We start from the raw sequence: 23,404 nt of genomic DNA on the forward strand, positions 1-23,404 counted from the left end.
TACTTAACTCACTCTACGATTTATTCGATTCAATTGTATACGAAAAGGGTCTTCTCGCCCATTCATGTAGAACATGAAGGACGGGAAGACCCGCGGTACCACCTTCGTTGACGATGCTGACATCGTCCCCTTTGAAACGAACCGGACCATTGTCCTGATTCGTCGACCCCAATAACGGGAGGAACCCGTCAGAGCCTACTACCACCCACTTAAAGGATTCGGTCTGAAGCTCGGAAGGCCATTCGCTTGTTACCCGATACTGATTCACACCACCCATCAGCTCTCTTAAATCGTTTCACAAGTTACTTCTCTTCGTCTTTGCTATCGTGTGTTGAATTGTTTCTTATATTACGATGCTTCTACTTCCCTGTCAACTGGAAAATCTCAGTATAAGGAAAGTTGGTTTGGATCGATGGATTCGAGCGCTTGTTTGACAGTTTGTAGGAACTGTCCGGCTACGAGTCCGTCGAGCACCCGGTGATCGATCGACATACAGAGGTTGACCATGTCGCGTGCTGCGAACATGCCGTTCACCCAAACTGGACGTTTGACGATTGATTCAACGGATAGAATCGCCGCCTGCGGGAAGTTAAGGATCGGTGCTGATTGGATTGAACCGAATGAGCCCGTATTGTTGACCGTAAACGTCCCGCCCTGCATCTCTGCAGACGACAACGTGCCGGCTTGTGCCCGTTTCCCGAAGTCATCAATCGCGCGTGCGATCCCCTTGATGCTTAGTTCATCCGCATTCTTGACGACTGGTACGAACAGAGCGTCCTGCGTTGCAACAGCAAGTGATAGATTGATCGCTTTCTTTTGAATGATCTTATCTCCCGCCCATGTCGAGTTCATGATTGGATGTTTCTTCAATCCTTCGACCGTCGCCTTCATGAAGAATGGTAAGAACGTCAATTTGACCCCTTCTTGTTTGAAGAACGCATCTTTATGACGATTACGTGCTTCGACCAAGTTCGTGACATCGACTTCGATCATCAACCAGGCGTGTGGCGCTTCGTGTTTCGCGCGAACCATGTTCGAAGCGATTGCTTGACGTACGCCGGCAGTCGGAATCTCGATGTCGCCCGTTTCCGTCGGTTGTGGTGCGCTGACCGGACGTTTTGGTGCGGATGGTGCTTCTGTTGGAGGCGCTACCGGAGTCGTTTTCGCTTCCGGTTTTGGTTCAGTTGTTTGTGGTGTAGGAATAGCGCCGGACTCAATCAGTTTCAACAAATCTTTCCGAGTAATCCGCCCGCCGGCTCCTGTACCCGTCACTTGTTCGAGATCGATGCCATGCTCACCCGATAGTTTCAAGACTGCTGGTGAATAGCGCTTTTTCATCGAAGTATCAGCCGTCGTTGTCTCTTCGACAGCCGGTACTTCTTGTTCAGTCGCAGCAACTTCCGTTGATCCCCCGTTGACTTGCATCGTGACGATTGCGTCACCGACTTGCAACGTATCGCCTTCTTCTGCAAGAAGTTTTTCGATCACACCATCAAACGAAGACGGGACTTCTGCCGTTACTTTATCAGTAATGACTTCTGCAATCGGATCATATTTTTTAACAGTGTCACCTGGTTTGACCAGCCACATCGAAATCGTTCCTTCAGTAACGCTTTCCCCGAGTTGTGGCATCGTAAGTGTTTCAGTCTTCATCGGTCAGTTCCCCCTTAGTATGCGTGTAACGTCCGGATTTTATCTTCAATTTTCTCACTTGAGATGTTGAAGAACTTCTCCATCGTCGGAGCGTATGGCATCGCTGGGACGTCTGGACCACAGAGTCGTTCGATTGGTGCATCAAGATCGAACAAGGCTTCTTCTGCAATGATCGCCGATACTTCACTCATGACGCTACCTTCTTTATTATCTTCCGTGACGAGCAAGACTTTCCCCGTCTTTTTCGCTGCTTCGATGACTGCTTCGCGGTCGATTGGATACACCGTCCGCAAGTCAAGGATGTGGACATCGATTCCGTCTTTTTCAAGGCGTGTTGCTGCCTCAAGTGCCATATGAACACATAGCCCATAAGTGATGATCGTCACGTCTTCGCCCTCACGCTTGACGTCTGCTTTACCGATTTCGACCGTATAGTCGCCTTCAGGAACATCCCCTTTTAACAGACGATAGCCCCGTTTATGCTCAAAGAACAAGACCGGATCATTCGAACGAATCGCTGCCTTTAGCAATCCTTTTGCGTCATATGGATTCGATGGGATGACAATCTTCAGACCAGGCGTCGAGTTGAACATCGCTTCGACCGACTGAGAATGATAAAGTGCCCCGTGAATACCGCCGCCGAACGGTGCGCGGATGACGATCGGACACGTCCAGTCATTGTTCGAACGGTACCGAATCTTCGCTGCTTCACTGACGATTTGGTTGACCGCTGGCATGATGAAGTCAGCGAATTGCATTTCAGCAATCGGACGCATGCCGTACATCGCAGCTCCAATTCCGACACCGGCAATCGCACTCTCAGCGAGCGGTGCATCGATGACACGTTCTTCTCCGAATTGTTCAAGCAACCCTTGTGTCGCCCGGAAGACACCACCACGGACACCGACATCTTCGCCGAGGATGAAGACGGACTCGTCGCGCTCCATCTCTTCTTTGATTGCACTATTGATCGCTTCGATTAAACTTAACGTCGTCATTTCGTTTCCTCCTCGTCGTACACGTAACGTAATGCATTTTCTGGCGCATCGTAAGCCGCTGCTTCAGCATACGCCGTTGCTTCATCGACTTCTTTCTCCATCGCTTGTTCGATTTCAGTCGCTGTTTCTTCCGTCAAGACACCCATTTCAATCAGACGCGCACGGAAGAGTTTGATTCCGTCACGTGCTTTTAAGGCATCGAGTTCTTCAGCAGAACGGTATGATTTATCGTCATCATCGGATGAGTGTGGCACGAGACGTTCGACTTCAACTTCGATTAAGGTTGGACCTTCTCCCCGTAATCCACGTTCGCGTGCTTCTTTGACGACTTTGAAGACAGCAAGTGGATCAATACCGTCCACTGTATATCCTGGCATACCATAGCCAATCGCCCGGTCAGCAACGTGTTTAGCTGACAGCTGTTTCGAAAGTGGTGTCGAAATCGCGTATTTATTGTTTTCACAGAACAAGATGACAGGAAGCTTATGAATTCCGGCAAAGTTTGCTCCTTCATGGAAATCACCTTGGTTTGAAGAACCTTCACCGAACGAGACGTAAGCAACGAGTGGCTCCTTACGCATCTTCGCAGCCAGTGCAATTCCAACAGCATGTGGTACTTGCGTCGTAACCGGACTTGAACCTGTCACGATGTTCAAGGCACGTGAACCGTAGTGTCCTGGCATTTGGCGACCACCTGAGTTCGGATCTTCTGCTTTGGCGAATGCCGATAGCATGATATCGCGTGACGTTTGACCGAAGTGCAAGACGACACCTAAATCACGGTAATACGGCAAAATGTAATCTGTTCCTTTTTCGAGTGCGAACGCTGCACCGACTTGAGCCGCTTCTTGTCCTTGACACGAGACGAGGAAGGGAATTTTACCTGCTCGATTCAACTTCCACATCCGTTCATCGATTTTCCGCGCACGGACCATCGTTTCGAACATGTGAATCGCGTCTTGTTCCGTTAATCCGAGTTCTACCAATTCTTTGAATTCTATCTTTTCCATCCGTAATTCCTCCTTAGGCGTGAACCGCAAGTCCGTCGACTGCAAGTGCTGCTTCTCCAAATGCTTCTGATAAGGCCGGGTGCGGATGCACGAGCTGTCCAACTTCCCATGCCGTTGCATTGAGTACGAGCGCTAACCCACCTTCACTAATCAGTTCCGTTGCTTTTGGTCCGACGATGTGAACGCCGACGAGATCATCTGTCTTCGCATCCGAGACGAGCTTGATGAAGCCTGCTGCTTCTCCTTCAATCCGCGCTTTTCCTAACCCATTGAACGAGAAGCTCCCGACCTTAACGTCCATTCCGGCACGTTTCGCTTCGTCTTCCGTTAAACCGACCGATGCCGCTTCCGGTACGCTGTAGATACAACGTGGTACGAACGCATATTCAAGTGGTGTCGTCGTTCCGTTTACGATCGCCTCGACTGCTTTGACGCCTTCTGCTGACGCGACGTGCGCGAGTTGCAAGCGACCGATGACATCGCCGATTGCATAGATATGTTGATCCTTCGTCCGGAAATAGTCATCCACTTGGATGAAGCCATTTTCGACGACGATATTTGTGTTTTCGATTCCGATACCTTCGACATTCGCCATCCGACCGATGGCGACGAGCAACTTATCCGCTTCAAGCGTCGTCTGTTCTCCGTTACGGTCGATCGCGATCGATACGCCGTCTTCTGACATACGGAACGTATCACTTTGTGCAGCTGCGCCCGTATGAATCTTGACGCCCCGCTTTTTTAGTTGGCGGGCGACTTCACGACTGACTGCCGCATCTTCTGTCGGTAAAATCCGGTCGCTGAATTCAACGACCGTTACTGCGACGTCAAAATCCGTCAACATCGATGCCCATTCGACACCGATGACGCCGCCGCCGATGATGACGATTGATTTTGGCAAGTCTGCCATATCGAGCGCATCATCCGAACTGAGGACATACTCTGAATCAAAAGCAAGACCGTTCAGTGGACGTGGACGTGATCCTGTCGCAACGATCAATTGGCGTGGAAGAATCAACTCGCCTTCGCCTTCTTCCGGCTCGACACTGATTGTTCCGGGCATCGGTGAAAAGATACTTGGTCCAAGAATCGAACCCCGACCATGAAAGACTTCAATCTTTCCTTTTTTCATCAGGTGCTGAATGCCTGCCTCTAATCCATCTACGATCTCTTGTTTGCGTTGTTTGACCTGTTCGAATCGTAAAAACGATTCCGGTACGTCCACGCCATATGTAGTAGCGTGTTTGACCGTCTGATAGACTGCTGCTGATTTCAAAAATGCTTTAGAGGGGATGCAGCCACGATGTAAGCATGTCCCGCCTAATTTTCCTTGTTCTACGATTGCTACCGACTTCCCGGCTTGTGCTGCACGGATCGCGGCGACATATCCACCGGGTCCTCCACCTAGGACAACGACGTCGAATTCTCTAGCCATGTTGGTTCGCCTCCATATTCCTTAACTTCCTCTTCCCCACGTAAGACACGCAACACTCCTTCTGCGAGCGCCTGCAACTCATCTTCACCAGGACTACGCACGACTTGACCAAGGTGGGCGACGCGTTCTTCGATCACACGCGTCAACCGATCACTATAAGCAAGTCCGCCTGTTAGAATGATCGCGTCGATCTGACCGAACAAGACAGCACTTTGACCAGCGATTTCTTTCGCGATCCGGTACGCCATCGCTTCATATAACAATGCCGCTTTTTCATCGCCTTCTTCAATCCGGCTCTCGATCTCAACCGCGTCAAACGTACCTAAGTGCGCAACAAGTCCGCCTGACCCAACGACCAGACGCTTCATCTCTTCAAGTTTATACTTGGTACTATAACATAGTTCTACTAGTTGACCAACAGGTAGCGACCCGCTTCGTTCTGGCGAAAACGGTCCTTCTCCATCGAGTCCATTGTTGACATCGATAACACGCCCCTCATGGTGTACGCCGACTGTAATGCCGCCACCCATGTGTGCAATGATCAGGCGCAGTTCCTCGTATGGACGTCCGATTTCCTTCGCGTACCGTTTCGCAACAGCTTTCTGATTCAAGGCATGGAAAATACTTTTTCGTTCAAGTTCAGGTAAGCCTGTAATACGCGCAATCGGTTCTAGTTCGTCAACGACGACCGGATCAACGATGAATGATGGGATGTCGAGTGTCCGAGCAATCTCATCCGCAAGGAGTCCACCGAGGTTCGATGCATGAACGCCAAAAATACCGCTGAGTAAGTCTTCTCGCATTTCTCTGTTGACTGCATACGTACCGCTGACAAGCGGTCGGAGTAACCCACCACGCCCAACGACTGCAGTAAGCGCTTTCAAATCAATCTGTTCTTCAGCTAACACTTCGAGTACTACATGACGACGCATCTCCAGCTGCGCTGGAAGCGGTCCTCTGACCGCTTCCGCTGGATGGCGTAACGTCTTCGTGAACAACGGGTTTGATCCTTCGAAGATACCGATCTTCGTCGAAGTCGAACCGGGATTGATCGTCAAAATACGTTCGCTCATGGATATCCTCCTCTGATCAGCCGCGTGATCCTAGAATGTTTTTATCACGACGTAAGAATTGGCTGCGGGCACTACGCATTGTTGCGATACGCTCTTCTGCCATTTTCTCAGCAGCACGATATGTCGGTAAATGATCGCGTTTTGCGATCTCGAATACTTTTGTGACCGCGTCGTAGACGAGTTCGACTTTTTTCATGGCACGATCACGGTTGTATCCGTCGAGTTCATCGGCAACGTTGATGACACCACCCGCATTGATGACGAAGTCTGGTACGTATAAGATATCGCGTTCTTCGAGCATGTCACCGTGACGGTCTTCTTTAAGTTGGTTATTTGCCGCACCAGCGATGATTTTGACTTTCAATTGTGGAATCGTCTCGTCGTTTAATGTCGCACCGAGGGCACATGGCGCAAAGATGTCCGCTTCGACGCTATAAATGTCTTCTGGTGCGACGATCAAGGCACCGAATGCTTCTTCTGCACGTTGAAGTGCTTCTTGGTTGATGTCCGTGACGATCAACTTTGCACCTTCTTCATGCAAATGACGGCATAGATTGAAGGCAACGTTACCGACTCCTTGGATCGCAATCGTTTTGCCACCAAGTGAATCTGTTCCGTACACTTCTTTTGCCGCTGCTTTCATACCACGGTAGACTCCGTATGCCGTAACTGGTGATGGGTTACCACTTGATCCGAATGCTGGGCTGACACCAGTGACGAAATCTGTCTCCATATGGATATAATCCATGTCTGCAACCGTCGTATTGACATCTTCTGCTGTAATATAACGACCGTTCAGTGACTGGACGTAACGTCCGAATGCCCGGAAGAGTGCTTCTGATTTTTGTGTCTTCGCATCGCCGATGATGACAGCTTTGCCACCACCAAGGTTCAAACCAGCGGCTGCATTCTTATACGTCATCCCTTTTGATAAACGGAGCGCATCAATCAATGCCTCTTCATCAGATGCATAATTCCACATACGAAGTCCACCGAGTGCCGGTCCGAGTGTCGTGTCATGAATCGCGATGATTGCTTTTAATCCAGATACTTTATCGTGGCAAAAAACAACTTGTTCGTAATCTTCCATCTCCATTGTTTCAAAGATACTGAAGCGTGATTCTACATTTGTTTCGACCATTTTAAGTTCCTCCTCAGATTGTTTGTTTTACTTTTTTCGTCTGTTGAGCATTTAATAGCGCAAAGGCTAGTGAGTACATTTTTGCTTCTGCTGTATCGGCACGGCTTGTCAATACAACTGGAGCCCGCGCTCCGACGAGAATCGCCGCCACCGAGGCATGTGCGAAATACATGAGCGATTTGTAGATAACGTTCCCAACTTCGATTTGCGGCACGACGAGTAAATCCGCCTGCCCTGCTACGTCTCCCGTCAAGCCTTTTTGCTGGGCAGCGACGAGATTCACGGCATTGTCGAGCGCAAGTGGTCCGTCTACAAGGCAATCCTTGATTTGACCACGTCGGTTCATTTGCGTCAGTAGGGCAGCGTCTATCGTTGCCTGCATCGTCGGATTGACGACTTCGACGGCTGCTAAGACTGCGACTTTCGGTAATCCGTATCCAAGCGCTCGTAAGGCGGAGACACCGTTTTCGATAATTTTTACCTTATCTTCGAGTGTCGGTTGGATATGAATCGCTGCATCGGTCAATCCGATCGCTGATTCACGCCCTGGCACTTCGAACAACGCGACATGCGACAGGACATTTCCAGAACGCAGACCTGTTTCTTTGTTCAAGACAGCTTTCATGAACATCGCTGTCGGAACAAGACCTTTCATCAAGACACTCGCATCCCCTTTGCGAACGGCATGAGCGGCACGCTCTGCCGCTTCTTGCGATGTAGAGGTGTGGGTGATCACGAACTGCGACTCTCGTAATGTCCGTTTTTGAATCATCTGCTGAATCCGTGTCGCATCCCCGAACAAATGAAAACGCGCTAAATCGTTTTCAATTGCTAATGCGACAGCATCCATCACTTCTTCGTCATCCGCAGCTGCAATCGCAACGACGGAATCTTCGAGTCGAGCTGCCTGCTCGACCATTTCACTGAATCTCACTGTATTCCCCCCTTACCTGTCATACATAAATAGTAATAGCAATTTTCGTGCCAATTCAAAAGAGACGGTAAGATAAGCAAGAACGTCTTTAATTTTGCACGCTTTTGCATTTTTTGCAATATATTGCACGCAAAAATTTGCGCTTCATGAATAAATGTTAAATCGTTCCACTTTGTAATAAAGTGCCCGCAGAGAGATCCCAAGTTGTTTTGCGGCTTCTGTTTTGTTGCCGTTAAAAGCAGTAAGCGCTTCCCGGATCAACCGTTCTTCGACGTGAGACATCTCGTCGGATAAATGTTTGATTTCCTTTTTCTGTATCGTCGTGACTTTTGTTGTTTGTGGCACGACAAGTTGAAGATGTCCTTTTCGTAAGACCGTTTCTGTTTTATCCGTAAAAATCAATGCGCGACCGATGACATTTTCAAGCTCGCGGACGTTTCCTTTCCACGGTTGCTTCTTCATTGCTTCGAGTACATCATCCGAGATCCGTCCGACCGATCGTCCATAACTTTGATTCAATTTGCGGAGTAGGTGTAAGGTTAACGGTGCGATATCATCCGGACGCTCACGTAGTGCCGGTATGTGAATCGGTAAACGATTAATCCGGTAATAAAGATCTTCTCGGAACTCATTCATGATGATTTTTTGCTCTAGATTCGCATTCGTCGCCGCGATGATCCGGACATCAACCGGAATTGCCTTCGTGCCACCGACACGAACGACTTCATTCTCCTGTAGCACCCGTAACAGTTTGGCTTGGACATCGAGTGGCAGCTCGCCGATCTCATCTAAGAACAGCGAACCTCCGTGTGCTTCTTCGAAGTATCCCCTCTTGCCGCCACGCCGTGCTCCTGAAAATGCTCCTTCCTCGTAACCGAATAGTTCACTTTCGAGTAACGTCGGTGCAATCGCCGCACAGTTGACGCGGACGAATTGTTCATATTTGCGTTCGCTCGCTGCATGGATCGCATGTGCGAACAGTTCTTTACCGGTTCCGGATTCACCGCGAATCAAGACGTTGACTGGCATCGTTGCCGCAAGCTTCGCTTGATCGACGACGAAGCGCATTGCTTCACTCTCGGCGATGATATCATCGAAAGTATATTTAGCTTCGAGTGTCCGGATTTTTTGTCGCGCTGCCTTTAATTCTTTTGCTAGAGCCTTCATTTCCGAAATATCTCGAATGACTCCAACGGAACCGCGGACTTGTCCATCGACGATGACAGGTGCTGCGTTGACGATGATATCGCGTTGATCTTGTCCGATCTTCATACGAACATCTCGCACGTTCTCGCCTGTGTTCAAGACTTTCAAATGAACGGATTCCTGCATCCCGATATCGGCGCTAGCCGGTTTTCCGACGACATCTCGTTCCGTGAAACCGGTCATTCGCGTATACGCCGGATTGATCAGCATCGTCTGTCCGTCTTGATCGGCGACGGAAATCGCTTCGCTCGTACAATGAATGATTGCTTCGAGCATTTTCTCTTTTTCAGTCAGACGCTCAAGTAACACTCTGACGAATTCACCCGGTAAGACCGCCGCTCCCGGAAAATCATGGATTAATTGTTCGAGTACGCCACTTTCTCCCGTAGCGTCAATGATGAAATCGACGTCTGCTCCTTCGAATGCTGACCAGTTCGTTTCGATCCGAATGTCCGCGCGCCGTGCAAGCGCTACCCCAGGCGCCTCCATGTTTGGATCAACAAGACCGATGACCGTTAATAGTGGTGAACGTTGAAATGCGTGCAAGACCTCTGTTCCCCCTTGACCTGCTCCGACGACGAGTAGATGATGCATATAAATCCCCCCTTTGAAACTGCTTACATTTCTATCCTACTCGGAATAAAAAAGGGAAGCAAACCCGATTCGCAGAATGGTCGATTTTTTGATACAATACGCTTGGAAAGGAGTGGCGTCCTATGCGTATCATTGGTTTGCTCTCATTATTAATCCCCGGCATCATCGGCGCGATTGGTATTAAGCTCATGCGCGACAGTGTCTTTCTAATTGCGCAAGTGCCGTTTAAATACTTAGGCGATGCGGCTTACGTATATGTATTGCAAGGTCTCGTTGGGTTGATTCTTGCGATGGGTGGTATTGGATTTGTCGCAGGATATGTCTTTTATCGCGATCGAAAACGTGGAAAAGTCTCCGACCGCTATCAAAAAAAATAAACACAGAAAAAGGTCCCCATTTCTTGAACTCATTTCAAGCGCGGGACCTTTTACTCGTATAAAATTGGTTTCACTTACGGATGAACTCCTCTCATAGTTAGAACTATTCGTGTACTCCAAAACCTTAGGTGTTCCTCTTAATGAAGAGGTGGAAAGAAATCAGATCTGGCTATCGAGCTAACGATAGAATGGTATTTCAGTTCCATCATCTGACTGTACTCGGGACCTAGGTGGAGCGTAATGTCATCCGCTTGAAGCAGTCAAACATTCGGTTGCTAACAATCACTGCTAGACAACACTCCTTTTCACGAACTGTACTTTTCATTTTAGACGATCCGTTACCTTCCACTTTTCCCTAGCTTCGAAATCATGGAAGCTCCCATTCATTCGAGATTTCCCATCTAGAATGAACAAGATACCTTGGTACGACTTCTACCAAGAGAATGTCGTCCGGCATTCTTGAGCCATTTACAGTTGGCGTTCTGAGATGATATTCATCAACGGGATTTCCGGAGTCCTCGCCGACTCGACGTTCATCTGACGTCTTGCCAAATCATTTGGTACCTTTATTATAACAAACATTTCAGTTTATGCAATATTTATTTGCAAACGCTTTTATTTTTTTTGATTTCTACCGTATGCTGTAGAAAGAGTGCATTCGAAAGGAGATCTTGTATGCGAAAAGTCATCGTATTCGAACATCTATCTTTAGATGGTGTCGTTCAAGCACCGAGTGGAAAGGAGGAGGATGTAAGCAACGATTTCGAACATGGTGGCTGGACCGTTCCTTTTCAACATCCTGAAATCGGTCAAGTCATTCGCGGATGGATGCATGAGGACTGCTCTCTGTTGCTCGGTCGAGCGACTTACGAACAATGGGCAAGTTATTGGCCACTCCACTCAGATGTCTGGCCGATTGCCGATCATGCCATGAAGTATGTCGCCACGCGTCATGCACTACCTGTCCTTTGGCAGCCGACAACTTGTTTGAAGCATCCGACTTCTGAACTAAAGCTTTTGAAACAACAGGATGGCCCACCGTTTCATATCTGGGGCAGTAGTGAACTCGTTCATACACTTTATCAAGCGGATTTGATCGATGAGCTTCGCTTGATCCATTATCCTGTCATCATCGGTTCCGGTAAGCGTCTCTTTCCCGATCAAAGAATGGTTCCCCTCACTTGGAACGTCATGGAACAACACACGTTTGATAACGGAGTGTCAATCATTCGCTATGAACGAAATAAGAATCAAATATAAACCGTTATCGTTTAGATTCTGCCTTTTACCAGAAAGAAAGAGGAAAGAAGCGTAGCGATTCGAGATGGACAAAAAAAGTGCAATCTTTCTCGTCAAGAGAAAAACTGCACTTTATCTTCAGTCTGGCGCCTTTTATGAATTAGACGGTATATGGCTTCAACCGGATTGTTCTTGATTCATATGACTCGATACATACGAGATGAATTCCGAGTTCTTTGGACTCTTCTCTTGTTCGATCCGACCGTTAAACAACTCGTGTTGCTGCATTCCTTCGTTCCAGGCGGACTTGATGGCATGACGCATCGCTCGTTCGACGCGAGAAGCTGTTGTTTGATGTTTTTTCGCAATCGTCGGATAGAGTTCCTTTGTGATCAATCCGAGTAGATCTTCCCGTTCAAGCACCATTAAGACAGCGTCTTTTAAATACGTAAACCCTTTGATATGCGGAGCGATCCCCACTTCTCGAAGCGTCGAGCCGACTTTTAGATCAATCGTTTCGATCGCCGGAGCTTGTCCTTGATTCGTCACGAGACGAATTTTTTGAACGAGCTGATCCATGCTGAACGGTTTAAGTAAGAAGTATGATGCTCCAAGGGTGACCGCCTGTTGTGAGACCTCGTCCTTACCGAAAGCACTCAACATGATGACAGCAGGATTCTTCTTTTTCTTCATCAATTCTTCGAGCACACCAAGCCCATCTAAATGAGGCATGATGATGTCGAGGAGCAATACATCCACCTCATGTTCTTTCATGCGTTCGAGACAACTCTCGCCATTGTAGGCGACGCAAACGACTTCCATGTCTTCTTGCGCAGAGATATGCTGGCGAATCAGTTCGACCATTTCGCGATTATCATCTGCTATCCCGACTTTAATCAATCCTTACACCCCATTTTTAAGCGATTCTTTCATCGTCTTCGCCTGATCCATCAATTCCTCGGCATGCCGTAATGTCAAATCTGTCATATGGGCACCGGAAATCATCCGTCCAAGTTCGTTCCCTCGATCTGCTTGAGACAAGACGTTGACTTGAGTCGTCGTACGATCCGTCTCCTCAATCTTTCGAATATAGAGGTGTTGATCCGCCATCGAAGCGACTTGTGGTAAGTGCGTAATACAAAGCACTTGTCCGTCTACCGACAAACGATAGATTTTTTCTGCCATCGCTTGTGCAACACGACCTGAAACACCCGTATCGACTTCATCGAATATGATTGAGGCGACTCCGACCGAGCGCGAGAAGATCGACTTCAGTCCAAGCATGATACGAGATAATTCCCCGCCCGATGCAACTTTTCCGAGCGACTTGAATGGCTCTCCCGCATTCGTCATGATGAAGAATTCCACATGGTCGATCCCGTTCTTGCGTAGCATCGGTGTCTTTCCGTCTTGAAGAAAACGAATTTCAAACCGCGCCTTCTCCATGTAAAGCTCACGCAACTCCAAATGAATCGCTTCACTTAATTGAACTGCCGCTTTGCGACGCTGTTGTGAGAGTCGACCACCAATTTCAAACAATTCGCTTTCGAGCTGTTCGACTTCGGTTTTTAAGCGTTCAATTCGTTCATCTCGATTTGTCATCGTATCAAGTTCAATCCGAATTTTCTCACCGTAAGCGATGACTTCCTCAATCGTCGCTCCGTATTTTCGTTTCAGCTGTTGGAAGACGGACAAACGTTGTTCGATCTCATCGAGTCGATTGGAATCGAACTCAAGTGTTTCGAGTTGATCTCGAATGGCATAACCGACTTCTTCTAGTCCATAAAAGGCGCTTGCGATCGCGTCACTTTGCTGAGAAAACTGTTCGTCGATGCTTGATGCTTGTTGTAGTTCACGCATCGCGTCTCCAACGGAATCGATGCCGCGCATCTCATCGTGTAAAGCGTCATAGGCTGTCTTAAACGACGCATATAACTTCTCGAAGTTCGCAAGACGATTCCGCTCGACGAGTAACTCATCTTCCTCATGCGCTCGAAGTTTTGCGCCTTCGATCTCTTCGGTCTGAAACGATAACAAGTCGATCCGTTGGGCGAGTTCTTGCTCACTTTGTGCGAGCGATTGTAGCGCCATCCGTTTTTCTTCATACGTTTGATAACCGGACTGATAGGCTTGAAGGAGTGGCGCGATCGCCTCTTGCGCGAAGTCATCGAGAATCGCTTGATGGTACGTACTGTCCATTAAATGCTGATGTTCATGTTGCCCGTGCATATCGACGAGGACACGTCCGAACTCACGTAAAATCGTCAGTGTGACCAGCTTATTGTTGACGCGACAGACACTTTTTCCTGTCGCGAACAGATCACGTCGCAAGATGATCAATCCGTCTTCGATATCGATGCCATACTCTTCTGCAAGATCATAGACGAGATGGTCGTCTTCAATCAGAAACAATCCTTCTAGTTCCGCCCGATCTTCCCCGTATCGAACGAATTCCGCGGATCCACGTCCACCAATTAATAATCCGATCGCATCGAGAACGATCGATTTACCGGCACCTGTTTCCCCAGTCAAGACGGTCATTCCTTTTTTAAAGTCGATCTGTAGCTCGTCAATGATCGCAAATTGTTTGATCGATAATTCAGCTAGCATCCTGTCAACTCCTTACAGCATTTCTAAAATTCGTTCCGTCACTTCTTTCGCTTGTCCCTCACTTCGTGCAATCAATAGGATCGTATCGTCCCCACACACCGTTCCAAGCAGTTCGCTCCAGCTCAAATGGTCTAGTAAGACAGCGACTGCATTCGCATTTCCCGGCAGGACATGCATGACAATCAGATTTTGAGCAGAATCAATCGAGATGAAGCTATCTCCGAGCAGACGCCGCAATTTCCCGAGTGGGTTGAAGCGTTGGTCGGCGGGTAAGCTATATTTATAACGTCCATCATTCAACGGGACCTTCACGAGATGGAGTTCCTTGATATCTCGTGATACCGTTGCCTGTGTCACCTTATATCCTGCATTCCGTAATTCCTCTACCAATTCATCCTGGGTTTCTACTTCTGATTGGGTGATGATCTCCCGAATCTTAATCAACCGTTGCCCCTTTGTCATTCCTGCACCTCACAGTATTCTTCGATGTTACTATTGTAATCCAATAAATCATCAAAAGTCCACGTTTCCCATTTTATTATCCGGTTTTCATCGTGCCACACAACAAGGAAGACGGACCCATGAACCGGATCCGTCTTCGTTATCATCTGTTCGTTTAAAGACTAGCATGCGCTAGCTTGACCGTCTCCGTCGCATGAACGGACGGATCAAGCCCTGGTTGACCAAGGCGTGCATGCAACAAGAACTCAATGTTGCCCTCTCCACCGGTAATCGGAGAATAGTCGAGCTGCTTGACATAGAACCCTTGTTGAATGAAGAATTCGATCATCTCATCTAGAACTCGGACATGAATCCGCTCATCACGCACGATGCCTTTTTTACCGATATCCTCACGACCTGCTTCGAATTGCGGTTTGACGAGCGCCATGACGTCTCCTCCTTCAACGAGGATCATCTTCAATGGCGGAAGCATCAAACGTAATGAAATGAACGAGACATCGATCGTCGCAAACTGCGGCGCGACAGGGAACATGTCTGGTGTCGCATGCCGGAAGTTCGTTTTTTCCATCACCGTCACGCGGTCATCCGAGCGAAGCTTCCAGTCCAGCTGATTGGAACCGACATCAAGTGCATACATATGTGCTGCTCCATTTTGTAAGGAGCAGTCGGTAAAACCACCTGTCGACGATCCGATATCGAGACCTGTTTTACCCGTGACATCAAAATCGAATACTTGAAGTGCCTTTTCCATCTTAAAGCCACCACGCCCCACGTAAGGCATCAACTGACCTTTAACGTGCAAATCGATATCGGACTTGACCTTTTCACCGGCCTTCTCCAATCGTTCCGTGCCACTAAAGACGAGTCCAGCCATGATCGACCGTTTCGCTTTTTCACGCGTTTCAAACAAACCGCGCTCGACGAGAAGAACGTCGAGGCGGATTTTCTTTACATTTTCCATGAATCGTCACACACTCTGTTTCTTTCCTTGATTGACGAAAGCGCGTACTTCTTCTGCGATTTGTCCAGGTAATAGTCCAATTTCTTCCAGCAACTCATTCACACCGCCGTGCTCGATATACCAATCCGGAATACCGAAGCGTTTGACGCGTGGGAATGCTTCCTGCTCGTTCGCATGCTCAAGGACAGCTGATCCGAATCCACCTTTTAGGACGGCTTCTTCCAGTGTCACAAGTGGAATTCCCTCTGCGTAAAGAGCGTTCAGCATCTTCTCATCAAGCGGTTTGATCGTCCGGGCATTGATGACACGAACTGATAATTCGCCTGCTAAGAGATCCGCGATTTTGAGCGCGTCTTGCACTTGTGGTCCGAATGCAAGGATGGCGACATCTGTTCCTTCACGTTCAACTTCCCACGTATCGAGCGAAATTTCATGCAATGTCTCATCCATTGGTACACCAAGTCCTTCGCCACGCGGGAAACGAACGGCGATTGGTCCTTCGTATTTAACAGCTGAATAGAGCAAGTGCTGTAGTTCATTCTCATCCTTTGCCATGACGATTCGAATATTCGGCACGTGGCGCATGAAAGCAATATCGAAGACCCCTTGGTGTGTCTCTCCATCTGCTCCAACAAGACCTGATCGGTCAATCGTAAACGTTACGTCCAGATTTTGACGCGCCACGTCATGCACGAGTTGATCGTATGCGCGCTGGAAGAACGTCGAGTAGATTGATACAATGGGTTTCATGCCTTGCGTCGCTTGACCAGCTGCGAACGTGACAGCATGTTGTTCCGCGATCCCAACGTCAAACATCCGCTCTGGGAATTCTTTTTCAAAACAATCGAGTTTTGAGCCAACACTCATCGCTGGTGTGATCAACGTCAGCTTTTCATCGTCGCGTGCCATCTTCGTCAAGGTATCCGCTACCGTAAAGGAATAACTTGGTGCTTTTGATTTTCCTTTGATGACTTCGCCGGACTCCATCTTGTATGGTCCAAGACCGTGCCATGTACCGACCCCGTCAAACTCTGCCGGACGATAACCTTTCCCTTTTTTCGTGATGACATGAAGCAGGACAGGTCCTTCTTCTTTTTTCACGTAATTGAGCTGTTCGATCAAATCATTAAGATCGTGTCCATCGACCGGACCGTAATAGTTGAAACCAAGTTCTTCAAAGAACATCCCAGGAACGAGCGCTCCCTTGACGGCTTCTTTCAATTTCTCGCTTCCTTTTTCCAAACGTCCGCCAATGACCGGAATCTTTTTGATCAATGCTTCAAGCTCGTCTTGCGCAAAACGTACTTTTCGCGATGAACGAATCCGTCCTAGCATTTGATGCATCGCACCGACGTTTGGTGCAATCGACATCTCGTTGTCATTTAAGATGACGATGACGTTTTGTTGCTCTGCTCCGATGTGATTCAATGCTTCGAGGGCCATACCGCCTGTTAACGCCCCGTCACCGATGATCGCGACTGCGCGGTCATCCTTACCGCTCAATTCGTTTGAAACAGCAATCCCCATTGCTGCTGACAAGGACGTCGAGCTATGCCCTGTCTCCCAGACGTCATGCACGCTTTCATTGCGTTTCGGAAATCCACAAAGTCCTTTATGCTGACGGAGCGTATCAAACTGGCTCGCGCGTCCTGTGAGAATCTTGTGCACATAGGCTTGGTGTCCGACGTCCCAGACGAACTTGTCATTTGGACTGTCGAATTCACGATGCAGTGCAAGCGTTAACTCGACGACTCCAAGATTCGGTGCCAAGTGCCCACCTGTCGTCGCTAATTCTTCAATCAAAAAGCGTCGAATATCGCCTGCGAAAACTTCGAGTTCGGAGACCGACATACGCTTTAAAAATGACGGATCCTGTATTTCTGTCAATTTCATACCTTACCGCCTCTTTTCCTTACAATCTTATAGGGTTTGTACCCTACATTGTACTAGAACAATCTATCGAGCGCCATTGTCAGCATAGAAAAAGACGACGCACGATGCGTCGTCCTGCTTAATGGTCACGCTTGACCACGAAGTCTAGCAGTTCCTTAAGTGTCGTCGCTTCGACCGATAGTGCTTCAATCGCCTGTTCTGCTGCTTCCACCTGAGCTGTCAGTGCACGTTTCGCACCTTCAAGACCGAGGAGTTTCGGATACGTCGCTTTTTCATTTTCTTCATCACTACCAACCGGCTTGCCGATTTTTTCAGCATCTCCTGTCACGTCTAAGATGTCATCTTGAATTTGAAAAGCAATGCCGAGATGGCGACCATATTGATGCAGGTGCTCAAGATCTGTCGGACTAACCGCGGCGAGCAACCCGCCTGCTTCGACCGCAAAGACGAGAAGTGCTCCTGTTTTTCGACGATGAATCGATTCTAGCTCCGCTACATCATTTATGCCACCACGCTCACCGAGCATATCATCGAGTTGTCCACCGACCATACCAGAAGCTCCTGCCGCCGCTGCTAATCGTTCGACGAGCGCAAGCTTCACTTCTGGCGAAGCTGGTGTCTCAAGGAGGCAGCTGAATGCGTTCGTGAGCAATGCGTCTCCTGCTAAAATCGCTGTCGCTTCATCAAAAGCAATATGATTCGTCGGACGACCTCTACGGAGATCATCATCGTCCATTGCCGGAAGGTCATCATGAATCAGCGAATATGTATGAATCATCTCAAGTGCCGCAGCAGTAGCATCTCCTTTTGAGCGGTCGATTGAAAAGGCATCGAGTACTGCATAAATCAAGGCCGGACGAATCCGTTTCCCACCGGCATCAAGTGAATACCGCATTGAGTCACGTAAACGGTCGGGTGCATCGAGTCGCTCCATGAACTCTGCCATTTTGTTTTCGACTTGTGTCTTCCATTCATGCAAGGCAATCATTGTGCTCCTCCTTTTTCCCGCAGCGTACCATCTTGCTCCAGGATCTGATCGAGTTTTTTCTCAGCAACGGATAACTTTCCTTGGCAAAGAGCTGTCAATTTGACGCCCTCTTCATAAAGAGCCATCGCTTGTTCTAGCGGAGCTTCGCCCTCTTCGAGTAACGTGACGATCTCTTCTAGTCGTTCTAGTGCTTCTTCAAAAGATTGTTCCGTCTCCATCCTTACTCCCCATCCTCTCGTTTGGCACGAATCGTTCCATCATGGAATCGGATATCGAACGAAGACGCTGTTAATGCCTTCGCGGAACGAACAATTTGTCCATCCTGTTCGACATACGTATAGCCGCGCATCAGGACATGCGTCGGACTGACGGAGTCGAGTCGCGCGAGCACATGACGCACTTGTTGTTGTTTCGATTGCAAAAGCCGACGCACGATTTCGAGTCGACGACGCGACTGTTCAATCGTTGCTCGTTGTTGTACGAATCGATCACGTACTGGTATTCGCATTAAACGTGTGTGAAGACGCTCCACCTGCTGTCGGTTTTGAGTCACGATATACTGCATCTCTTTTTGGAGCAACATTTCCGTCCGGTCCAGTTGTTCCTGCTTTAGTCCGAGTAAAACACGTGGCGATTTAAGACCGTAACTCGCGGCTAGACGTGTCACTTGCTCCTGTTTACTCTTAAGGAGTTGTGTATACGTTCGTTCCAAACGTCGCTCTACATCCTGGACACGACGGACGAGTGCCTCTGCTTCCGGAGTGACAAGTTCTGCCGCCGCTGTTGGTGTAGCAGCACGAACGTCGGCGACGAAATCACTGATCGTAAAATCAGTCTCATGTCCGACAGCAGAGACGATTGGGATACGTGATTCAAACACGGCTGTCACGACAGACATTTCATTGAATGCCCACAACTCTTCGATCGAACCGCCACCACGACCAATGATCAACACATCACAGGCAGCATGCTCGTTCATCAGTTGAATAGCACGACTGATTTGGGGTGCCGCGTCTGCTCCTTGTACAAGAACCGGCGCGAAGACGATGGCTGCTTGCGGATAACGACGCCGGAGTGTCGTTGCAATGTCATGAAGCGCCGCTCCTTTTGGCGATGTGATGATCCCGATCCGATCCGGAAAAGCAGGCAACGGTTGTTTGATCGCAGGATCAAACCAACCACGTTCTTCAAGATCTATTTTCAGGCGAGAAAACGCCTCGTATAACGCGCCCACACCATCTTCCGTCATCCGTTCGACATAGAGTTGCATTTCTCCAGAAGAGACGTAGACAGATAAGCGTGCCGTGACGACGACACGCATGCCGTCGCGTATGTCTGTCTTGACCCGACTCGCATCCCGAGCAAACATGACGGCTTTCATCCGTGACTGTTCGTCCTTCAACGTAAAATAAAGGTGACCGGAAGAGTGTCGTTTAAAGTTCGACACTTCTCCCACCACCTGGACTTGTTGTAGAAGGGCGTCACCTTCTAGTTCACGTTTGACATAGTGGACTAAATCGGAAACGTGAAGAGGTTCACTCATTGCGCGGCCTCGATCGTGTTATGCAGTAACATCGTGATCGTCATTGGACCAACGCCACCCGGAACAGGTGTAATCATCGATGCAACGTCTTGTACCGTATCAAAATCAACATCACCGACGAGTTTACCATCGACACGGTTGACACCGACGTCAATGACGACAGCATCCGGTTTCACCATATCTGCAGTGATCAGCTTCGGTACACCGACTGCGACGATCAAGATATCCGCTTGGCGTGTCATCGCACCGAGGTCTGCAGTTTTTGAATGACAGTATGAAACGGTAGCCGATTCATTCAAGAACAACATACCGACGGGTTTTCCGACGATTTGACTCCGTCCGACGACAACGACGTGCTGACCCGCGATCGGTACATTCATCTCTTTTACGAGATGGAGAATACCATTTGGTGTACATGGTAAAAATGTCGGTTCACCAATCATCATCTTCCCGACAGAGACAGGATGGAAGCCATCGACGTCCTTTTCAGGAGAAATCGCAAAAATGACCTTGCTCTCATCAATATGGTCTGGCAACGGCAATTGAACGAGAATCCCGTGGACACTCGCATCTACGTTCAGGCGTTCAATCAAATGAAGGAGTTCTGATTCCGTTGTTTCTGCCGGAAGTCGGATCAACTCTGAATCCATTCCGATTTCCTTCGCTGCCTTCTCTTTTCCGCGTACATAAGATTGACTAGCTGGATCTTCACCAATCAAGATGACAGTCAATTGCGGTTGAATCCGCTGTTCTTTCAGACGTGCGACTTCTTCTTTCAGCTTCATACGATATGAATGGGCTACCTGTTTTCCATCGATTACTACTGCCATGATTTGTCCACTCCCCCAAAAAGTTCGATTCACTCTTCTGTCTGTTTGTCTCTATTCGGTTTTAAATCGGTTTATGAATTTTCTTTGACGACGCCTTGTGCCACTTTACCAAGAACACCGTTCACAATTTTTGTTGCTTCTTCATCTGCGAACGCCTTCGTCAATTCGATGGCTTCGTTAATCGTTACTCGAACCGGAATGTTCGTTTCGAACAACAATTCATAGACGGCTAAGCGAAGAATCGTCCGCTCGATGTTTCCAAGTCGCTCGAACGACCAGTTGACGAGCGCTTCTCGAATATGCTGATCAATTGTTTCTTTGTTCGTTTCGACACCGTTCACCAATTGCTCGACGAATGTATCGTATTCCTTACCTTCTACCGCGAATTCAATGGCCTCTTGTGCAGTCAGATCCGAAAGTTCCATTTGGAACAAAGATTGGACTGCGAGTTCGCGTGCCATGTGTCGTTTCATCATGATTTTGCGTGCTCCTTTTTTTGTCGTTCTCAATCAGTTAGTTTAGCACATTCCTCTTTTAAAAAACATAGAGAACGCCAAAAAAAGACGGGAGTTCGTCGCACAAACTCCCGTCCTGATTCAGTTTACGATCGTACCTTTTAACTCACGCTCTGCGAATTTTGTCGTAAATGTACCACGACGGAATACCGGGTGACTGAGAACACGTTCGTGGAACGGGATTGTCGTTTTAACACCTTCGATCCAAAATTCAGCTAGCGCACGTTCCATTTTCGCGCATGCTTCTTCCCGTGTTTCTGCATGAACGATCAACTTTGCAACCATCGAGTCATAGTATGGTGGAATCATATACCCTGGATAGACCGCGCTATCGATGCGCACGCCCATTCCGCCCGGTGTCACATATTGTGTGACACGTCCAGCAGACGGACGGAAATCATGGTCTGGATCTTCGGCATTGATCCGGCACTCAATCGAATGACCATGGAACTTGATATCCTTTTGTTTAACGGCAAGTGGATGATCGAGCGCGACTTGGAGTTGTGCTTGAACGAGATCGAACCCTGTGATCATCTCCGTTACTGGATGTTCCACTTGAATGCGCGTGTTCATCTCCATGAAGAAGAATTCTTCCGTCTCTTCGACGAAGATGAATTCGATCGTTCCAGCTCCCGTATACTGAATCGCTTTTGCTGCTTTTACAGCAGCCTCGCCCATCTTCAACCGTGTCGCTTCACTGACCGCAGGAGATGGTGCTTCCTCAATCAGTTTCTGCATCCGGCGTTGAACGGTACAATCTCGTTCCCCGAGGTGAATGACATTGCCATGACGGTCAGCAAGCACCTGTACTTCAACATGGCGGAATTCTTCGATGAAGCGCTCTAAGTATACGTCTCCGTTTCCGAAAGCTTGTTTCGCTTCACGGCGCGTCTCACTTAGACCATTGATCAACTCTTCTTCCGAACGAGCGACCCGAATCCCTTTACCACCGCCACCTGCTGTCGCTTTGATGATGACTGGATAACCGATTTCTTGCGCCAGTGCGACCGCTTCTTCGTCTGTGACCGTTCCATCTGAACCAGGCACGACGGGTACTCCGCATTCGATCATCGTCTTCTTCGCGACATCCTTGATCCCCATCTGACGAATCGCATCCGACGTCGGACCAACGAACTTAATCCCACACGCTTCACACATCTCGGCAAAATCGACGTTCTCAGCTAAGAAACCATAACCCGGGTGGATCATCGTGACTTGACGATTTGTTGCGATCGCAAGAATGTTCGTAACGTTTAAGTAGGATGAAGCAGAACTTGCTTCACCGATGCAGTATGCCTCATCTGCTAAGCGAACGTGTAACGCTTCCTTATCCGCCGTCGAGTAGACAGCAACGGTTTGTATTCCAAGTTCCTTTGCCGCTCGAATGATGCGGACGGCAATTTCTCCACGGTTGGCAATCAATAATTTTTCCATGCTGTTCACCCCCGTTTACGGACGGATCCGGAAGAGTGGTTGACCAAATTCAACGAGATCTCCATCGGCGACAAGAATCTCGACGACCGTTCCAGATACTTCCGAGTTTAAGTTATTGAAGAGTTTCATTGCTTCAAGGACACAGACGACTTGACCGACTTCGATCTGATCCCCGACTTTGACGTATGCCGGTTTATCCGGATTTGGACGAGAATAGAACGTCCCGACCATTAACGCATTGATTGTGATCGTATCGTCAGCGACTGCTTCTTCTTCAACAGGTGCCGCTGTTTGTTTCACAGGAGCAGGTGTTGCTACCGGTGCAGCGGGTGCTTGGTGTGAGACCGTTACCGTCTCTCCTTGTTTCTTTAACTCCAATTTATACGTATCCGTCTCAAGTGTGAGTTCGTTTACACTCGACTGATCGAGCATTTCGAGTACTTGTTTCAACTGATCGATTTTCATCTGTCATTCTTCCCCCATCTATGCTGTATTCACAATTATTATA

Annotated in this window: 22 protein-coding genes and 2 other annotated features (1 of these 24 only partly in view); of the genes, 2 read left to right on the top strand and 20 right to left on the bottom strand. The window is 48.4% G+C overall.

Translation table 11 applies throughout. The annotated features are described in order from the left end of the window. Window positions 1-25: a binding site (T-box leader), on the bottom strand (it extends 225 nt beyond the left edge of the window). Between the two features lie 48 nt (window positions 26-73). Next, window positions 74-328 (bottom strand) — a binding site (T-box leader). A gap of 56 nt (window positions 329-384) precedes the next feature. The 8 genes from B2751_RS05110 to B2751_RS05145 form a co-directional block, all read right to left on the bottom strand. Further along, a complete protein-coding gene (locus B2751_RS05110) occupies window positions 385-1,653 on the bottom strand; it encodes a dihydrolipoamide acetyltransferase family protein (protein ID WP_290773334.1) in 1,269 nt (422 codons plus the stop codon). 14 nt (window positions 1,654-1,667) lie between these two features. After that, window positions 1,668-2,651: an alpha-ketoacid dehydrogenase subunit beta gene (locus B2751_RS05115; RefSeq protein WP_290748965.1), complete on the bottom strand. Its 984-nt coding sequence runs from the start codon at window positions 2,649-2,651 to the stop codon at window positions 1,668-1,670. After that, window positions 2,648-3,661: a thiamine pyrophosphate-dependent dehydrogenase E1 component subunit alpha gene (locus tag B2751_RS05120; RefSeq protein WP_056060235.1), complete on the bottom strand. Its 1,014-nt coding sequence runs from the start codon at window positions 3,659-3,661 to the stop codon at window positions 2,648-2,650. The genes B2751_RS05115 and B2751_RS05120 overlap by 4 nt, the downstream gene beginning before the upstream one ends. A 13-nt stretch (window positions 3,662-3,674) precedes the next feature. Further along, the gene (lpdA, locus tag B2751_RS05125; protein WP_290773337.1) at window positions 3,675-5,096 is read right to left on the bottom strand and encodes a dihydrolipoyl dehydrogenase; all 1,422 of its coding nucleotides are present in this window, start codon (window positions 5,094-5,096) and stop codon (window positions 3,675-3,677) included. Then, window positions 5,066-6,169, bottom strand: coding sequence for a butyrate kinase (gene buk / locus B2751_RS05130; RefSeq protein ID WP_290773340.1), 1,104 nt, complete (start codon window positions 6,167-6,169; stop codon window positions 5,066-5,068). The genes lpdA and buk overlap by 31 nt, the downstream gene beginning before the upstream one ends. Window positions 6,170-6,185: 16 nt before the next feature. Continuing rightward, window positions 6,186-7,310, bottom strand: coding sequence for a Leu/Phe/Val dehydrogenase (locus tag B2751_RS05135; protein ID WP_023467593.1), 1,125 nt, complete (start codon window positions 7,308-7,310; stop codon window positions 6,186-6,188). Window positions 7,311-7,323: 13 nt separating this feature from the next. Further along, window positions 7,324-8,244 carry a phosphate butyryltransferase gene (gene yqiS / locus B2751_RS05140; protein ID WP_035409077.1) on the bottom strand — a complete coding sequence of 307 codons (921 nt, stop codon included), beginning with the start codon at window positions 8,242-8,244 and terminating at the stop codon, window positions 7,324-7,326. A gap of 144 nt (window positions 8,245-8,388) precedes the next feature. Continuing rightward, window positions 8,389-10,044, bottom strand: a complete 1,656-nt coding sequence (locus B2751_RS05145) for a sigma 54-interacting transcriptional regulator (RefSeq protein ID WP_290773344.1) — start codon at window positions 10,042-10,044, stop codon at window positions 8,389-8,391. Between the two features lie 122 nt (window positions 10,045-10,166). On the opposite strand from B2751_RS05145, the gene B2751_RS05150 reads away from it, so the two are divergent. Continuing rightward, the gene (locus B2751_RS05150) at window positions 10,167-10,421 is read left to right on the top strand and encodes a DUF2627 family protein (RefSeq protein ID WP_023467590.1); all 255 of its coding nucleotides are present in this window, start codon (window positions 10,167-10,169) and stop codon (window positions 10,419-10,421) included. Window positions 10,422-11,096: 675 nt separating this feature from the next. Further along, window positions 11,097-11,681, top strand: a complete 585-nt coding sequence (locus tag B2751_RS05155) for a dihydrofolate reductase family protein (protein ID WP_290773347.1) — start codon at window positions 11,097-11,099, stop codon at window positions 11,679-11,681. A 156-nt stretch (window positions 11,682-11,837) separates the two neighbouring features. On the opposite strand, the gene spo0A is transcribed toward B2751_RS05155, so the two are convergent. The 12 genes from spo0A to accB form a co-directional block, all read right to left on the bottom strand. Continuing rightward, window positions 11,838-12,560: a sporulation transcription factor Spo0A gene (gene spo0A, locus B2751_RS05160; RefSeq protein WP_035409083.1), complete on the bottom strand. Its 723-nt coding sequence runs from the start codon at window positions 12,558-12,560 to the stop codon at window positions 11,838-11,840. A gap of 3 nt (window positions 12,561-12,563) precedes the next feature. Continuing rightward, the gene (gene recN, locus B2751_RS05165; RefSeq protein WP_290773350.1) at window positions 12,564-14,270 is read right to left on the bottom strand and encodes a DNA repair protein RecN; all 1,707 of its coding nucleotides are present in this window, start codon (window positions 14,268-14,270) and stop codon (window positions 12,564-12,566) included. 12 nt (window positions 14,271-14,282) lie between these two features. Further along, window positions 14,283-14,732 (bottom strand): transcriptional regulator AhrC/ArgR, encoded by a 450-nt coding sequence (gene ahrC, locus B2751_RS05170; RefSeq protein WP_035409088.1) that lies wholly within the window; start codon window positions 14,730-14,732, stop codon window positions 14,283-14,285. Window positions 14,733-14,886: 154 nt separating this feature from the next. After that, window positions 14,887-15,693 carry a TlyA family RNA methyltransferase gene (locus B2751_RS05175; RefSeq protein WP_035409090.1) on the bottom strand — a complete coding sequence of 269 codons (807 nt, stop codon included), beginning with the start codon at window positions 15,691-15,693 and terminating at the stop codon, window positions 14,887-14,889. Window positions 15,694-15,699: 6 nt separating this feature from the next. After that, entirely contained in the window at window positions 15,700-17,586 is a 1,887-nt protein-coding gene (dxs, locus tag B2751_RS05180) for a 1-deoxy-D-xylulose-5-phosphate synthase (RefSeq protein WP_290773356.1), read from the bottom strand. 118 nt (window positions 17,587-17,704) lie between these two features. After that, window positions 17,705-18,574 (bottom strand): polyprenyl synthetase family protein, encoded by an 870-nt coding sequence (locus tag B2751_RS05185; RefSeq protein ID WP_056060223.1) that lies wholly within the window; start codon window positions 18,572-18,574, stop codon window positions 17,705-17,707. Continuing rightward, entirely contained in the window at window positions 18,571-18,792 is a 222-nt protein-coding gene (gene xseB, locus B2751_RS05190; RefSeq protein WP_023467583.1) for an exodeoxyribonuclease VII small subunit, read from the bottom strand. Before xseB ends, B2751_RS05185 begins: the two co-directional genes overlap by 4 nt. Window positions 18,793-18,794: 2 nt before the next feature. Next, window positions 18,795-20,117: an exodeoxyribonuclease VII large subunit gene (xseA, locus tag B2751_RS05195; protein WP_290773359.1), complete on the bottom strand. Its 1,323-nt coding sequence runs from the start codon at window positions 20,115-20,117 to the stop codon at window positions 18,795-18,797. Further along, entirely contained in the window at window positions 20,114-20,947 is an 834-nt protein-coding gene (gene folD, locus B2751_RS05200; RefSeq protein WP_081780391.1) for a bifunctional methylenetetrahydrofolate dehydrogenase/methenyltetrahydrofolate cyclohydrolase FolD, read from the bottom strand. Before folD ends, xseA begins: the two co-directional genes overlap by 4 nt. A 71-nt stretch (window positions 20,948-21,018) precedes the next feature. Then, window positions 21,019-21,420: a transcription antitermination factor NusB gene (gene nusB, locus B2751_RS05205; protein WP_035409747.1), complete on the bottom strand. Its 402-nt coding sequence runs from the start codon at window positions 21,418-21,420 to the stop codon at window positions 21,019-21,021. A gap of 123 nt (window positions 21,421-21,543) precedes the next feature. Continuing rightward, window positions 21,544-22,896 carry an acetyl-CoA carboxylase biotin carboxylase subunit gene (gene accC / locus B2751_RS05210; protein WP_035409099.1) on the bottom strand — a complete coding sequence of 451 codons (1,353 nt, stop codon included), beginning with the start codon at window positions 22,894-22,896 and terminating at the stop codon, window positions 21,544-21,546. A gap of 15 nt (window positions 22,897-22,911) precedes the next feature. Further along, window positions 22,912-23,361: an acetyl-CoA carboxylase biotin carboxyl carrier protein gene (gene accB, locus B2751_RS05215; protein ID WP_035409101.1), complete on the bottom strand. Its 450-nt coding sequence runs from the start codon at window positions 23,359-23,361 to the stop codon at window positions 22,912-22,914. Window positions 23,362-23,404: the final 43 nt, after the last annotated feature.

This window comes from Exiguobacterium sp. UBA6282 (assembly GCF_002440475.1).
In the GTDB taxonomy this organism is placed as follows: Bacteria; Bacillota; Bacilli; order Exiguobacteriales; family Exiguobacteriaceae; genus Exiguobacterium_A.